The sequence below is a fragment of the Saprospira grandis genome, from assembly GCF_027594745.1.
In the GTDB taxonomy this organism is placed as follows: domain Bacteria; phylum Bacteroidota; class Bacteroidia; order Chitinophagales; family Saprospiraceae; genus Saprospira; species Saprospira grandis.
In genome coordinates this window covers 1963553-1977088 of record NZ_CP110854.1, presented here as the reverse complement: position 1 = coordinate 1977088, position 13536 = coordinate 1963553, and the positions used below count along the sequence as shown (strand labels likewise).

The following is a 13536-nucleotide window of genomic DNA, read 5'->3' as shown; positions in this document are numbered from 1 at the left end:
TTATTATGTATTATCAATTGAGTTTAGCCCCCGAGGCAGAGCAGTATATATTACAACAATTAGAAGCTGATTTTCCGAATGAAGGCTGTGGATTCTTTTATGGAACAGAGGAAAATGAGGGACAATTACGGCATGTGCTACTCGCCGAGGCCGTTATTAACAGCAAAGAAGGAGACCAAAGACGGCGTTTTGAAATCTCGCCTTTGGACTATATGAAAGCAGAAAAAAAGGCCTTGGAATTGGGATTAAACCTATTGGGGATCTATCATTCTCATCCCAACCATCCGGCAATTCCCTCTATACATGATTTAAAGCAGGCGGTACCTTATTTCTCCTACATCATTTTATCGGTACAAGAAGGGCAGGCGGCAGAGCTTACTTCTTGGCGATTGAATGAAGAGCGAGGAGAATTTGAGGCAGAAGAAGTAAAACGCAACAACTTAGAAGCCCTACCCAAAAGAGAACTCATTTAATTATCTATCATCTAATCAAAATATTATGGCAACAGTAATCATTCCCACACCACTACGCAAATTCACCGATCAACAAGCAAGCATTAATGTAGATGGAGCCACTGTTCAGGCGGCAATAGATCGTTTAATCGTGCTTTATCCTGTATTGGCCCAGCACCTACTAGACAAAGATGGGCAGATTCGGGCTTTTGTTCGCATCTTTTTAGAAGATGAGGATATTTTGGCCCTAGATGGAGCTAATACGGCTCTAAAATCAGATAGCACATTAAGTATTATTCCTGCCATTGCAGGCGGAATTGACCTTTAAAGAAAGAAGATGGCAAATATTGAATTTTCAAAGGCGGAGCTAGAGCGCTACAGCCGACATATTATTATTCCAGAGTTTAATATAGAAGGGCAGCGAAGACTCAAGGCCGCCAAGGTGCTCGTGGTGGGTTCTGGTGGTTTGGGCAGTCCTCTTTTACTCTATTTAGCTGCAGCAGGAGTGGGCCATATTGGCATTGTAGATTATGATCGAGTAGATGATAGCAATTTGCAGCGGCAAGTATTATTTGGGACCGAGAGCATTGGTAAACTAAAAGCTGAAGCCGCTAAAGAGCGGATAGAGGCTTTAAATCCGCATATTGAGGTCACTGTTTACAATGAGTTTCTCAACTCAGAGAACGCTCTAGATATCATTAAGGACTATGATATAGTGGCTGATGGGACCGATAATTTTCCGACTCGCTACTTAGTGAATGATGCTTGTGTGATTTTAGGCAAAACAAATGTTTATGCCTCCATTTACCGCTTTGAGGGGCAGGTTTCGGTTTTTAACTACAAAGATGAATTGGGCAATTTTGGTCCTCATTATCGGGACCTTTTTCCTTCTCCACCTCCTCCTGGCTTGGTCCCTTCTTGTTCTGAGGGAGGTGTTTTGGGCGTATTGCCAGGTATTATTGGTTCTTTGCAAGCGCTAGAGGTAATTAAAGTGATTACTGGGGTAGGGGAGCCTTTAGTGGGCCGGCTCTATCTCTTTGATGCCCTGAGCTTTAGCCATAGAACGCTCAAGATTCGGAAAAACCCCAATACTCCAGAAATTACAGAACTCATTGATTATGAGCAGTTTTGTGGGGTTGAGGAGGCCAAAGAAGAGCAGCCTGTGGCGGCTGTGCCAAGTATTAGTGTGCAGGAACTTAAGCAATGGCAAGAGGAGTCAAAAGCCTTTGTGCTAATTGATGTTCGAGAGCCTTATGAGCAAGAAATTGTGGAAATAGGAGGCCAATTGATTCCAAAAGGAGAAATTGAGCAGCAGTTGGACCAAATTCCAAAAACGGGAGATGTAGTAGTACATTGTCGTTCTGGAAAGCGAAGTGCTGATGTGATCGAGTTACTGCAAGCAGAATACGGCTATACTAACTTACTTAATTTAGAGGGTGGAATTTTAGCCTATGCCCAGGAAGTGGACCAAGAACTCGCCACTTACTAAAGAACTGTCTGTATGCTTTTTAGATGAGCTGGAGCCCAAAAGGGGCTCTGGCTTTTTTTATGGGCATAAAAAAGGCCCAACAAACATCTGTTTGTTGGGCCAATACCCACAGCAGGGTTCGAACCTGCAACCTTCGGCTCCGGAAACCGACACTCTTCCAGTTGAGCTATGCGGGCTGTCTATGAAACACAAAAATAGACAATTTTGTAGAGACTGCCAATTTTGCCCCTAGGATTTTTTTAGCCAGAGCCGAAGCTGTCCATCGGCAAAGGCGTGTTTTTCTAGTTGTAGGTAGTTGGCAAAGCGAGGCAGAAAGATATTTTTTCTGCGGCCCTTGACATCCAAGACTAGTTCATCGCCAAATTTTTGGACCGAGAAATCCTCTTCTTGAATAAAGGGGAGTTTGATGCTAATCAAATAGTACTGTCCTCTTTCCTCTACTTCAAAGGGATTTTCACTATAGAAAAACTGAGAGGGATCCTCTCCTTTATAGAGCAGTTGGCCCATTTTTTCTAATAGTGGCAAACCAAATAGTTCTTGGCCCAAATGGGGCGCCTTAAAAATGGGTAGGGGAGCAAAGCTTTCTTCAATATCCTCCAGATATTGTTTTTGGCTCTTAATATACTGAGCAAAAACGCCTGCGCCCATTTCTTCGGGTAGTACCCGATTGACAATAATGCCATCTACCTGATAGCCATAGAGCTGCAAATAGGTATAGGCTCTTTTGGCTTCCTGTATAACCATGCGCTCGGGGTTGGCTACAATCCGAATAGAGCAAATTTTGGGGTTCAGCATAATTTTCTGGACCTGCTCTAGTTTTTCAAAGAGCTCTTCTAGCTCTTCAAAGCCTTTATCTAAAGGAACGCCAGAGGCTTTGCGCAAAAACTTTCCAGCGGTTTTGATGGCAAATTTGGGTACGGCTTTATTTACCCAAGATTGCATGACCTGGGGTAAGGAAAGTAAGCTTAGAGTTTCGCCAGTAGGGGCCGAGTCAATAATGAGTACGTCATATTTCCCCTCCCGATAGTGTTGCTCAATCCATAAAAAAGCAGAGGCTTCTTCCATACCGGGTAAGACAGAAAGCTCTTCGGCCACAATATTTTTTACGCCCCGCCAGCGGAAGACCGTCAGCATGAGGTTGCGCATATTATCCCAATGTTTTTTCATAGAATAATAGACGTCAAATTCTTGAGCCCATAAATTAGGGGCTACGGCTTTGGGCTCTGGAGCCAGTTCCTGGTCCAAAGCATCCGAAAGACTATGTGCGGGGTCGGTAGAGACCACCAAGGTTCTGTATCCTTGGGCGGCAGCGGCCAAAGCGGTAGCGGCAGCACTACTCGTTTTGCCCACGCCTCCTTTTCCTGTAAAAAGTAAGATTCTCATTGATGTTTTGCTTTTCTCATTCAAAGTACAGCTTTTCTATAGCCCCACAAAAAAAAACTACCCCTCCGCTAGGCGGAGAGGCAGCTACTGGCTAAAAATACAAAAAGAAACCGCAGACTTTGCGTCGAGAGCCAAAGGATTCTCTAGCTTGTATTTTAGACAAAAAGGTATTTCGATTAAGCATCGGCTTTTTTGCGGCCGCGCTTAGTTGTTTTTTCTTCAGTTTCTTCCGTTTCTTCAGCATCTTCTGTTGCTGCATTTTCTGGCTCTTCCTGAGGATTACCAAAAAGGTGAGCTTTGATCTTTTCTTCAATCTCTAGAGCAACCTCTGGATTGTCCATCATAAATTGCTTAGCCGCTTCACGACCCTGAGCAATTTTGGTCCCTCCATAGCCATACCAAGCGCCGCTCTTGCTCAAGATGTCAAATTCAGCGCCCATATCAACGAGTTCTCCCGTTTTAGAAACGCCTTCTCCATACATGATATCAAATTGAGCAATGCGGAAGGGAGGAGCCAATTTATTTTTGACCACTTTCACCTTAACGTGGTTTCCTACTACATTCCCCTCACGGTCCTTAATGGCCGCACCAGAACGGCGAATATCCAAACGCTGAGAAGCGTAAAACTTCAAGGCATTACCCCCAGTTGTGGTTTCTGGATTACCGAACATCACTCCGATTTTCTCGCGCAACTGGTTGATGAAAATACAGCAACAGTTCGTTTTACCGATGGCACTAGTCAATTTACGCATGGCCTGAGACATCAAACGCGCCTGAAGACCCATTTTAGAATCTCCCATATCGCCTTCAATCTCTGAGCGAGGAACGAGTGCAGCAACAGAATCCACCACCAAAATATCAATAGCGCCAGAGCGAATCAAGTTCTCGGCAATTTCCAAGGCTTGCTCCCCATAATCAGGCTGAGCAAAAACCAACTCATCTACATCTACGCCCAATTTTTCAGCATAATAGCGGTCAAAAGCATGCTCTGCATCAACAAAAGCAGCAATTCCGCCCGCCTTCTGACATTCTGCAATAGCATGAATGGCAATAGTCGTTTTACCAGAAGATTCTGGTCCATAAATCTCTACAATACGCCCTTTAGCAAAACCATTGGTGCCCAAAGCGACATCCAAGCCAATAGAACCTGTAGGAATAGCTTCTACTTCTACCATGGGGGCATCGCCCAATTTCATGACACTCCCTTTTCCATAGGTTTTAGTCAAGCGATCTAATGTGGCCTGTAGGGCCTTTTTTTTGCCCTCTAGGGCCTTAGCATCTTTTTTAGTTGCCATCTCATTTTGTATTTATAGCCAAGTAAAAATCTAAAGTATACGATAAAGTTAAGTTTTTCCAGTAAAAGCCGCAAGCCTGCCCGCAAAAACTTTTATTTCTTTTTGTTATGAACCAAATGTACAGGGCTTTTACTAGTAGTGCAACTTTTTGTTGCAATTTTTAGCAAAAAAAAATAAAATAAAAAACAATTTGTGGCTAATTCTGCTTCTGCTAGCTGCCAAATGCTTATAATAAGTAGCGCAGGCAGTATTGGGCGAGGGCCTCTTCTTTGGGGGCCGTAGCCAAATGAAAATCGCTATAGCCCATTTCCATGAGTTTTTGGGCCGTGCTACGTCCAATGACCAGAATTTCTTGATTTTTCCTTTTGGGGTAGGCCTTTAAATAGGTTTCGGCATTGAGTGGGCTGGTCAACACTAAAATATCGGCTTGGCTGTCGGCAAATTGGGTTTTGGCTTGGTTGCTATAAACAATGCGTTCCTTGGCCAAAATTTCTCCTTTGAGCAGTTGCTGAATAGAGCGTTTAGATTGTTCGGCCCGAAAAAAGCAAACGCTTTTTTGGCCCAGCCATTCTTTAAAGGCTAGGGCAGTAGGGGCTGGCCGGCCAGAACCAATAAAATCTGCCCTTTGTCCAATTTCTTCAAGTACTGCGGCTGTTGCTGGCCCCAAAGCAGCAATCAAAGGAAGCTGCTCCCAGGGTTTTTTCCATTGGTCCAAAGCATAGCGCAGCCCTCTGGGGCTGTAAAAAAAATAACAGTCCGTATCTTTGGGCCAACTGAAGTTAGTGGGCCGAAACCTTAATAGAGAGTAATCTATGAGCTCTGCCCGATTAGCCAATAAGCGCCTAAAGTCACTCTGCTCGGCTAGTTTTCTGGAAATAAAAATTTTTTGCATCTCCTTCTTTTTTGAAAGCTAAAGCTTTTTATGCCATTTTACAAGAGCAAGGCGCTTTGCCTGCATCTAGCAGGCGGCGAAGCCGCCGCAAAGGAGCGCAGCGACGCGGCTGAGGGGCTGTAGCAGGGCCGCCGAAGGCGGCAGACCAAAGCCCGTAGGGCTGCAGGGCCGAGCAGACTTGCGAGCTGCGCAATGGCCCGACCCAGCCGAAGGCTGGGGCAGCCCCAAATAAACAAAATGAAAAAAAATCATGTTGAAAATTGGAATTACTGGCGGAATTGGAAGTGGAAAAAGTACCGCCGCCCGCTTTTTTGAAGCCTTGGGCGTACCGCTTTATGATGCCGACAAACGGGCGAAATGGCTGATGCAAAATGACCAGAAATTGCAGCAAGATTTGATTGCCGCTTTTGGTCCCGATACTTATGATCCCGCTGGGGGGCTCAATCGCCCTTATTTGGCTGAAAAAGTCTTTAAGGACAAGGCCGCTTTGGCCCAACTCAACGGCTTGGTACATCCGGCGGTCAAGCGAGATACGCAGGCTTGGCAGGCGCAAATGCAAGAGGCTGGACATCCGTATTGCCTGAAAGAAGCCGCCCTTATTTTTGAGGCTAATTTGGCCGATCAATTTGATAAAATTATTGTGGTTACGGCTCCGCTCGAGCTGCGAATTAGCCGGGTGATGGCCAGAGATAATCTGACAAAAGCCGCCGTTTTGGCCCGCATCAATAACCAATGGCCCGAAGAAGAAAAAATCAAAAGAGCCGATTATATTCTGGAAAATAGCAGCCTAGAAGCTTTGCAACTGCAAGTACAAAAACTAGATCAAGAAATTAGTAAATTGGCCCAATCTAAGCCCGAATAGCCCATAAAATGGGAATTTTTTTAATTGGATCTCCATTATATCCTCATAACAAACTACAGAAAATATGAACAACAGTCGATTGATTATTTTTGGCGTGATTGGCCTAGTCATCGCCATTTTTACCCTCGTTTTGGTCAATAGTACCTTTCTGACCATTGATGCGGGCTTTAGAGGGGTGCTCTTCCAACCCTTCGGAAAAGGAATTGACAAAGAGAAAACTTATGCCCCCGGTTTTCATGTTTTGGCCCCCTGGAACAGCATGTATATTTATGATGTACGGGAGCAACAACTGGAGGAAAGCATGACGGTTTTGTCGAGCAATGGCCTAAATATCCAACTCGATTTGACGGTCCGAATTAACCCCTCTTTTGATAAAATTGGGCATTTGCACGAGCAATTTGGCGAGAACTATATGAATACTTTGGTTAAGCCTGAGGTGCGCTCTGCGGTGCGGACCATCATCGGCCGCTATAAACCCGAAGAGCTTTACTCCACCAAAAGAGATGAGGTCCAAGGGCTCATCCAAACCGATTTGGAGAAAATTTTGGCCACTAATTTTATCGATCTAAGAGCCGTTTTGATCCGCGATATCGAGCTGCCCGATAAGGTGCGCCGCGCCATTGAAGAAAAAATTGAGGCCGAACAAAAGGCCCTGAAGTATGAATATATTTTGGCCCAAGAACGCAAGGAAAAAGAGCGGATCCTCATCGAGGCTAGCGCCAAGGCCGAGGCCAACCAAATTCTTACCCAAAGTTTGAACGATAAGATTTTGACCGAAAAAGGGATTGAAGCCACGCTCCAACTCGCCAATTCGCCCAACACCAAGGTGATTGTGGTAGGAGGAGGCGATAAGGGCCTCCCCCTGATTTTAGGCGATAAGTAAAAGGTTTTGGGGCCTGCCGCCTTTGGCGGCCGCTCCCTTCCGGGGCTCGCAGGTCTGCTCGGCCCTGCAGCGCTAAAGCGCTTTGGTCTGGCCCTTTGGGCCACCCCTACAGGCAGCTAGGCCTGCGGCGGCTTCGCCGCCTGTCCCATCCAAAAAATAGGGCCTATTACTTTAGGTAATTGGCCATGGCCCGTTCCAAATCAGTATTGGCCAAATGCAATTGCGCCCAGAAGCCTGCTTCTCGGGCGCCTTTTATATTATCGGCATTATCATCTACAAATAAAGTGTCTTGGGCCAAAATGCCCGCATCCTCGGCCAACCACTGATAAGTGGCTATGTCTGGTTTGCGCCGCCCAATTTCATGCGAGTAATAGGCTTTTTCAAAAAGGCCATCAAAGTCAAGAGCGCCATGTTGCTCTCGAATAATTTTGCGGACCTCCTCCAAATGGATCTCGTTAATATTGCTGAGCAAAAAGAGGCGGTGCCCTTTGGCCCGCAACTTTTGTAGGCTATTGATGCGCTGGGCGGGCAGATCGAGCAACATGGCGTTCCAGGCCATTTTAGCTTGGGCCTTATCTATAGGGCGCTTGGCTAAATCGACAAAGCGGGCCAAAAAATCATCGGCTGAAATTTGGCCTCTTTCAAAACGCTCAAAATGCTCCTCTTGGGCCAAAAGGCCAAAAATGCGGTTAAATTCTTCCTCGCTGCCGGCCAAGCTTTTAAAGCAAGCCATTGTTCGGGGAATATCGAGGTTGAGCATCACCCCGCCAAGGTCAAAAAGTATGTTTTTGGGAAAAAGCATAATATTTTGCATCGTTTTTTAGGTCCTAAAAAAATTAGTTCTTACTTTTGTGTTCGCAAACTAATGAAAAAACCGAGGTTTGCGAAAAAATGGTCCTATAGCTCAGTCGGTTAGAGCAACTGACTCATAATCAGTGGGTCCTTGGTTCGAGCCCAAGTGGGACCACCTGCCTCAATCTCCTGCTGGATATTGAGGCTTTTTTGTTTTGGGTAGATAGGCAAAAAAAAAGAGAAGCCCTAAGGCTTCTCTAGACAGACAAATGAGACAACAATTAAAAGACCTACACTAAAACGATAAGAACTTTTTCTATTGAATTGAAATAGTGCAAAGGCGTCTAAACCTTTGTTCTATGACTAAAGTTGAGCGGTGAACTTCCCTTTTCCCGCTGTTTCAAAGGTAAAACAAAAAGGAGTAATTTGAAAACTTTTGCAGCTTTTTGTTTACATTTTTTCAAACAAATAGTTGGCGATAGCCGCTTTTATCAGCTAAAAGCTTATGAAAATCATTTGTATAGGGCGTAATTATGCCGAGCATGCCGCAGAATTAAATAATGCCTTGCCCAAGCAGCCGCTCATTTTTATGAAGCCCAGCACGGCCTTATTGAAAGACGGCAAAGCCTTTTATTATCCGGACTTTAGCCAAGACATTCATTATGAGCTAGAGTTGGTGATTAAGATTTGCCGAACGGGCAAATCGGTGGCGCCAAAATTTGCCCATAAATATTATGAGGAAGTGAGTTTGGGCATAGACCTAACGGCCAGAGATTTACAGAGCAAATGCAAAGAAAAGGGGCATCCTTGGGAAATTGCCAAGGCCTTTGATCATTCGGCTATTGTGGGCCGCTTTTTGCCCAAGGCCGAGGCCCAAGAAGCCGAGGGCCATTATTGTTTTGAGCTACAGCAAGACGGCCAAAGCGTTCAGCAGGGCGATAGCCGCAAGATGATTACAGATATAGACAATTTAATTGCTTATGTCTCTAAGTTTTTCAGTTTGCAAAAGGGAGACCTTATATTTACAGGAACGCCGGCTGGCGTGGGCCCCATTGCCCAAGGCCAAGAGTATAAAGGCTTTTTGAAGGGCCAAGAATTACTAAGCTGCGAAATTCGCTAAACTTTTATGAGGGCTTTAGCCCTCTTCTGTGGGCCTTGACCCACAGTATCGGCTGAGGGATGGAAAAGGGGGCGGCGCAGCCGCAGACCCAGCGGGCGCAGCCCGCGCAGGGCCGAGCAGGCTTGCGAGCCCTGACACAGCCCGACCCGAGCCGATAGGCGAGGGGCAGCCCCAAAACAAAGCAATTATGGCAAGAAAAAAACTAGATATCAATATTCGGACATGGATCGACAAACTGCCCCCCAGCCTCCGCAACAAATATGTGGTGGCTGCGATTGTCTATGGCTTTTGGATGCTGCTTTTTGACCAGCACAGCATCATGAACCAGTATCGGCTCAACAAAACCTTGCAAGAACTGCAAACCAAAAAGGCCTACTTTGAGGCCGAAATTGAAAAAGATAGCCGCAAAAGGGAAAACCTGAGCACCGATGACCGCCACCTCGAGCAATTTGCCCGAGAAGAGCATCTGATGAAAAAAGATGATGAGGATATCTTTATCATTCAAAAGAAACCTTAGAGGGAAATTGGCAGGCTAAATATAATTTTCTAAATTTGAAGGTAATTGTAAGAGCGGAAAACCCGTTCTGTATATCACTTGTTTTAAAACCCTTTTTTCATGTCGGTACTCGTTAATAAAGACTCTAAGATTGTCGTTCAAGGTTTTACCGGAAAGGAAGGCTCTTTCCACGGTCAACAGATGATTGAATATGGCACCAATGTGGTAGCCGGTGTAACTCCAGGTAAAGGAGGTACTACTCATTTGGACCGCCCGGTTTTTAATACTGTAGAAGATGCAGTAAAAGAGACTGGCGCCGATGTTTCTATCATTTTTGTCCCCCCAGCTTTTGCTGCTGATGCCGTTTTGGAAGCTGCCGATGCTGGTGTAGACCTCATCGTTTGCATCACAGAGGGCATTCCCGTGCAAGACATGTTGAAGGTGAAGGCTTATGTTAATGATAAAGGCGTGCGCCTCATTGGCCCCAACTGCCCCGGTATTATTACCCCCGGCGGTGCCAAGGTAGGTATCATGCCCGGCTTTATCCACAACCCCGGCCGCATTGGTATCGTTTCTAAATCTGGTACCCTCACTTATGAGGCCGTAGACCAAGTCACTAAGGCCGGTTTGGGCCAGTCTACTTGTATCGGTATTGGTGGTGACCCCGTTTTGGGCACGCCCATGATTGAGGCCGTACAACTTCTTATGGCAGATCCCGACACCGACGCTATCGTTATGATTGGCGAAATCGGAGGCCAAATGGAGGTAGAAACTGCTCGTTGGATCAAGGAACATGGTACTAAACCCGTTGTGGGCTTTATTGCTGGTAAAACAGCTCCTAAAGGCCGCAAAATGGGCCATGCTGGTGCCATCGTTGGCGGTAAAGACGATACTGCCGAAGCCAAATACGCTATTCTCCGCGAATGTGGCGTAATCACTGTCGATACTCCCGCCCAAATTGGCGAAACTATCGTTAAAGCACTAGAAGCTGTTAAAGCTTAAGCAGCATAGATAATGCTCAGACTGACTAAAGGGTCACTTCTTTTTATGAGGGGTGACTCTTTTTTTATATTTCCTTTTTATTTGGGGCTGCCCCGCCCTGCGGGCGGGTCGGGCTGTGTCGTGGCTCGCAGGTCTGCTCGGCCCTGCGGCGCAAAGCGCCTTGGTCTGCGGCTTCGCCGCCCCACTTTCCATCCCTCAGCCAGATTTAATCGCGCTGCTTTGGCTATGGTTTGCTATGAATTTTCTGCTAGGCCAGCTATTTTTTAAGGGCATAGCCTTCGCTATGGCCGAGGAAAATAGGGCCGACTAGCGGGAAATTGCTGCAAACTATAAAAGTGAGTGCGTTTAAATCTGGCTATTGCCTGCGGCCCTCCGGGCCTGCAAAACGCAGAAGCAAACCAAAATATAAATTATATGAAAACCCTTTTTTCGGCTCTTGCCCTTAGCCTGTTTTTATTTTCCGCCTGCCAACCTCAAGCTCCAAAAACTGAGGAGCAGCCCGCCACTGAGGTAGAAGCCAATAATATCAAAGCCTATTATTTTCCCATCAAAGCCCTAGAAGAACCTTTGGTCTATGAGTATGTAGATGATAGCACGGGCCAAACGGATTATTGGCTCTATAATACGGTGTATGATAAAGCGGGCAACCAATTTTTGTTAGGGACCAACTACAACCAAAAAGGAGAACAACAACAGTTTTTCCGCAGCCAAATCCTAGCAGATGGGGCCATCCTTAAAGATTACCGCTTCTTCCAAACCGATAGCAGCGGAAAAAGCCATACGAGCTCGGCCAAAATTAAAGAGCCCGTTCTCTACCCCTTTAAGCCTACCCAAGAAGAGGGACAGGTATATCGCTTTTGGGTTAATTTTAGCATAGCCCCCGATACCGCAGTTGTTTATGATATTGTCCGCAACAGAAGCTTGTCTAAAGAAGCCGTTACTTTTAGTTGGGAGGGCCAAGAACTGCCCGCCATCCAATTGGATGTAGAAGAGTTTTCAGAAACCAACGACTCAATCAATGGCGGCCACTGGAAAATGCAAGGCCAACGCCAAGAAATTTATGCCCAAGGTCTCGGCTTGGTCTACATCAAAAGCATTTCTGATGCGGCCCGCCAACATAGCCGCCTAAAAAGACGGCTGAGCAGCGAGGAATTTCAGGCCCTTTTTCAAAATAAAAACCTTAAGGCCCAATAACTGTTTGTTTTAAAATCAGTTCACGATCAAAACTACTACTATGCGCCAAATGTCTGTTTATCGCCGGGCTCACTTTAATGCTGCCCACCGCCTACATAATCCCGCCTGGACCTCCGAACAAAATGAAGAGGTTTTTGGCCTTTGCAATAATGAATATTATCATGGCCACAATTATGAATTAGAGGTTAAGGTAACTGGCCCTGTAGACCCCGAAACAGGCTATGTGATTGATCTCAAAATTCTCAATGATATCATTAAACATAAGATTGAGGCCAAATTTGACCACAAAAACCTCAACTTACAGGTAGAAGAGTTTAAAACCCTTAACCCCACCGCAGAAAATATCTGTTGGCTGATCTGGAAAATTCTTAAAGAACATCTAGATCCCAAATTTAAGATTGGTGTTCGCCTCTATGAAACGCCCCGCAATTATGTGGAGTATGAAGAGCAGGCCTAGGCAAAATCTAAATTCTAGTCAAAAGTTTTTATCTTGCTTAAGCTGCAAAAGAAGCCGCTTTTAGAGCAAGAACTTGCGACTTCAGCCCCCTTCCCCAAAGCAGCTAGCCCCCATCATGTACAGCCCTTCTTTTAAGGGCTGTCTCAGATTGAAGTTGCGCTCCTCGAGCAGTACAGCTTCAGGAGTAAATGTCGCCTACATGCTTGTACGAACTGCTTATATTTTTACCATTTGGCTTAGCCTTTTTGCGGCCCCTAAAATAAGTTGGGCCCAGCCCTCTTTTACCCAAAATGGCGCCAGCCAGTTGGTTTCTGAAAACTGCTACCGCCTTACCTCGGATGAGGTCGACCAAGAGGTGGGAAGCATCTGGTGCGAGTACCCTATTCGCATGGAAAATGCCCTAGAATTGCACTTTGCTGTTAATTTTGGCTGCAACCGCTATGCTGGTGAAGGCCTCGCCTTTGTCTTTCATCAAGATAAAACGGGCTTTGATGCCCTGGGCTGCGCAGGCAAAAGCCTAGGTTTTGGCAAAACAAAAGACTGTGAAGGCCTAGCCCCCTCTTTGGCCATTGAGCTAGATAGTAAATACAGCCCTGGTATTGGAGATATGTATTTGCCGCATATGGCCGTGGTCCAAAATGGCCAGCAAGAGTTTCCCATTGGTTCGGCCAAACGGCTGCGCAGCAACGGACAATCTGTGGTGGATTGCGAATACCATGATGTCACCATCCGCTGGTCGCCCTCCAAACAATTGCTAGAGGTCCTCTTTGATGGGGAAATCCGCCTGAGCTTGCGCAAAGACCTGAGCCAGTTTTTTGGTATGGACCAAGATGTCTATTTTGGCTTTACGGCCAGCACGGGCAAAAAGCCCAATATGCAGATGGTCTGCGTGCAGTCGGTCTCGGTTTCTGTAGATGAAGTCTTTGAGCAAAAACGCTCTTTCCAAGAAGGAGTAGGTATTTATCCCAATCCTATCCAAGAGAAACTAACCATAGACCTCCAACTGCCCGAAGAACAGTATATCCAAATGCAGCTCTTTGATGCTACCGGCAAACTCATTTATGAAATCCCCACCCATTCTGTTCGACAAAATCAATATTACTTTAATCTGCCTGGTCTTCCCTCTGGGATCTATTATATTAGCGTGACCAATGGAGACCATCGGGTAAGCAAAAAAATTGTACATATAGCCACTATTCGGGCTTAAAATTATTTGGGG

Annotated in this window: 15 protein-coding genes and 2 tRNA genes; 12 read left to right on the top strand and 5 right to left on the bottom strand. The window is 45.8% G+C overall.

The features are described from left to right. Window positions 1-5 precede the first annotated feature (5 nt). From OP864_RS07950 to moeB, 3 genes are read left to right on the top strand one after another with little or no spacing between them, the layout of a single operon-like run. The gene (locus OP864_RS07950; RefSeq protein ID WP_270100676.1) at window positions 6-473 is read left to right on the top strand and encodes a M67 family metallopeptidase; all 468 of its coding nucleotides are present in this window, start codon (window positions 6-8) and stop codon (window positions 471-473) included. A gap of 25 nt (window positions 474-498) precedes the next feature. Beyond that, on the top strand, window positions 499-780 hold the full coding sequence (locus OP864_RS07945; RefSeq protein ID WP_270100675.1) for a MoaD/ThiS family protein: 282 nt from the start codon (window positions 499-501) through the stop codon (window positions 778-780). Between the two features lie 9 nt (window positions 781-789). After that, the gene (moeB, locus tag OP864_RS07940; RefSeq protein WP_270100674.1) at window positions 790-1941 is read left to right on the top strand and encodes a molybdopterin-synthase adenylyltransferase MoeB; all 1152 of its coding nucleotides are present in this window, start codon (window positions 790-792) and stop codon (window positions 1939-1941) included. A gap of 103 nt (window positions 1942-2044) precedes the next feature. On the opposite strand, the gene OP864_RS07935 is transcribed toward moeB, so the two are convergent. From OP864_RS07935 to OP864_RS07920, 4 genes are all read right to left on the bottom strand, one after another. After that, window positions 2045-2117: transfer RNA gene (locus OP864_RS07935), tRNA-Arg, on the bottom strand. A 52-nt stretch (window positions 2118-2169) separates the two neighbouring features. After that, entirely contained in the window at window positions 2170-3324 is a 1155-nt protein-coding gene (locus OP864_RS07930) for an ArsA family ATPase (protein WP_270100673.1), read from the bottom strand. Between the two features lie 176 nt (window positions 3325-3500). Beyond that, entirely contained in the window at window positions 3501-4619 is a 1119-nt protein-coding gene (recA, locus tag OP864_RS07925) for a recombinase RecA (RefSeq protein WP_270100672.1), read from the bottom strand. Between the two features lie 226 nt (window positions 4620-4845). Then, window positions 4846-5511 carry a uroporphyrinogen-III synthase gene (locus OP864_RS07920; RefSeq protein ID WP_270100671.1) on the bottom strand — a complete coding sequence of 222 codons (666 nt, stop codon included), beginning with the start codon at window positions 5509-5511 and terminating at the stop codon, window positions 4846-4848. Window positions 5512-5761: 250 nt separating this feature from the next. Between OP864_RS07920 and coaE the strand changes: the two genes are divergently transcribed. Beyond that, entirely contained in the window at window positions 5762-6373 is a 612-nt protein-coding gene (coaE, locus tag OP864_RS07915; protein ID WP_270100669.1) for a dephospho-CoA kinase, read from the top strand. A gap of 64 nt (window positions 6374-6437) precedes the next feature. Continuing rightward, window positions 6438-7256 (top strand): prohibitin family protein, encoded by an 819-nt coding sequence (locus tag OP864_RS07910; RefSeq protein ID WP_015692364.1) that lies wholly within the window; start codon window positions 6438-6440, stop codon window positions 7254-7256. A gap of 166 nt (window positions 7257-7422) precedes the next feature. Here the strand turns inward: OP864_RS07910 and OP864_RS07905 are convergent, their stop codons facing one another. Further along, the gene (locus OP864_RS07905) at window positions 7423-8070 is read right to left on the bottom strand and encodes an HAD family hydrolase (RefSeq protein WP_270100668.1); all 648 of its coding nucleotides are present in this window, start codon (window positions 8068-8070) and stop codon (window positions 7423-7425) included. Window positions 8071-8149: 79 nt separating this feature from the next. Here OP864_RS07905 and OP864_RS07900 point away from each other — a divergent pair. The 7 genes from OP864_RS07900 (at window position 8150) to OP864_RS07870 (ending at window position 13524) form a co-directional block, all read left to right on the top strand. Continuing rightward, a tRNA-Ile gene (locus OP864_RS07900) sits at window positions 8150-8223 on the top strand. 330 nt (window positions 8224-8553) lie between these two features. Continuing rightward, the gene (locus tag OP864_RS07895) at window positions 8554-9168 is read left to right on the top strand and encodes a fumarylacetoacetate hydrolase family protein (protein WP_270100667.1); all 615 of its coding nucleotides are present in this window, start codon (window positions 8554-8556) and stop codon (window positions 9166-9168) included. A gap of 187 nt (window positions 9169-9355) precedes the next feature. Further along, entirely contained in the window at window positions 9356-9685 is a 330-nt protein-coding gene (locus OP864_RS07890) for an FtsB family cell division protein (protein WP_270100666.1), read from the top strand. A 99-nt stretch (window positions 9686-9784) separates the two neighbouring features. Beyond that, entirely contained in the window at window positions 9785-10666 is an 882-nt protein-coding gene (gene sucD, locus OP864_RS07885) for a succinate--CoA ligase subunit alpha (RefSeq protein WP_015692359.1), read from the top strand. 414 nt (window positions 10667-11080) lie between these two features. Further along, entirely contained in the window at window positions 11081-11860 is a 780-nt protein-coding gene (locus tag OP864_RS07880; RefSeq protein WP_270100664.1) for a hypothetical protein, read from the top strand. Window positions 11861-11900: 40 nt separating this feature from the next. Then, the gene (locus OP864_RS07875) at window positions 11901-12317 is read left to right on the top strand and encodes a 6-pyruvoyl trahydropterin synthase family protein (RefSeq protein WP_002658780.1); all 417 of its coding nucleotides are present in this window, start codon (window positions 11901-11903) and stop codon (window positions 12315-12317) included. 199 nt (window positions 12318-12516) lie between these two features. After that, on the top strand, window positions 12517-13524 hold the full coding sequence (locus OP864_RS07870; RefSeq protein WP_270100663.1) for a lectin-like domain-containing protein: 1008 nt from the start codon (window positions 12517-12519) through the stop codon (window positions 13522-13524). Window positions 13525-13536: the final 12 nt, after the last annotated feature.

Bases quoted from the DNA above. Each gene is read 5' to 3' on its own strand.
- OP864_RS07950 (WP_270100676.1), top strand. From the start codon at position 6: ATGTATTATCAATTGAGTTTAGCCCCCGAGGCAGAGCAGTATATATTA.
- OP864_RS07945 (WP_270100675.1), top strand. From the start codon at position 499: ATGGCAACAGTAATCATTCCCACACCACTACGCAAATTCACCGATCAA.
- moeB (WP_270100674.1), top strand. From the start codon at position 790: ATGGCAAATATTGAATTTTCAAAGGCGGAGCTAGAGCGCTACAGCCGA.
- OP864_RS07930 (WP_270100673.1), bottom strand. From the start codon at position 3,324: ATGAGAATCTTACTTTTTACAGGAAAAGGAGGCGTGGGCAAAACGAGT.
- recA (WP_270100672.1), bottom strand. From the start codon at position 4,619: ATGGCAACTAAAAAAGATGCTAAGGCCCTAGAGGGCAAAAAAAAGGCC.
- OP864_RS07920 (WP_270100671.1), bottom strand. From the start codon at position 5,511: ATGCAAAAAATTTTTATTTCCAGAAAACTAGCCGAGCAGAGTGACTTT.
- coaE (WP_270100669.1), top strand. From the start codon at position 5,762: ATGTTGAAAATTGGAATTACTGGCGGAATTGGAAGTGGAAAAAGTACC.
- OP864_RS07910 (WP_015692364.1), top strand. From the start codon at position 6,438: ATGAACAACAGTCGATTGATTATTTTTGGCGTGATTGGCCTAGTCATC.
- OP864_RS07905 (WP_270100668.1), bottom strand. From the start codon at position 8,070: ATGCAAAATATTATGCTTTTTCCCAAAAACATACTTTTTGACCTTGGC.
- OP864_RS07895 (WP_270100667.1), top strand. From the start codon at position 8,554: ATGAAAATCATTTGTATAGGGCGTAATTATGCCGAGCATGCCGCAGAA.
- OP864_RS07890 (WP_270100666.1), top strand. From the start codon at position 9,356: ATGGCAAGAAAAAAACTAGATATCAATATTCGGACATGGATCGACAAA.
- sucD (WP_015692359.1), top strand. From the start codon at position 9,785: ATGTCGGTACTCGTTAATAAAGACTCTAAGATTGTCGTTCAAGGTTTT.
- OP864_RS07880 (WP_270100664.1), top strand. From the start codon at position 11,081: ATGAAAACCCTTTTTTCGGCTCTTGCCCTTAGCCTGTTTTTATTTTCC.
- OP864_RS07875 (WP_002658780.1), top strand. From the start codon at position 11,901: ATGCGCCAAATGTCTGTTTATCGCCGGGCTCACTTTAATGCTGCCCAC.
- OP864_RS07870 (WP_270100663.1), top strand. From the start codon at position 12,517: ATGCTTGTACGAACTGCTTATATTTTTACCATTTGGCTTAGCCTTTTT.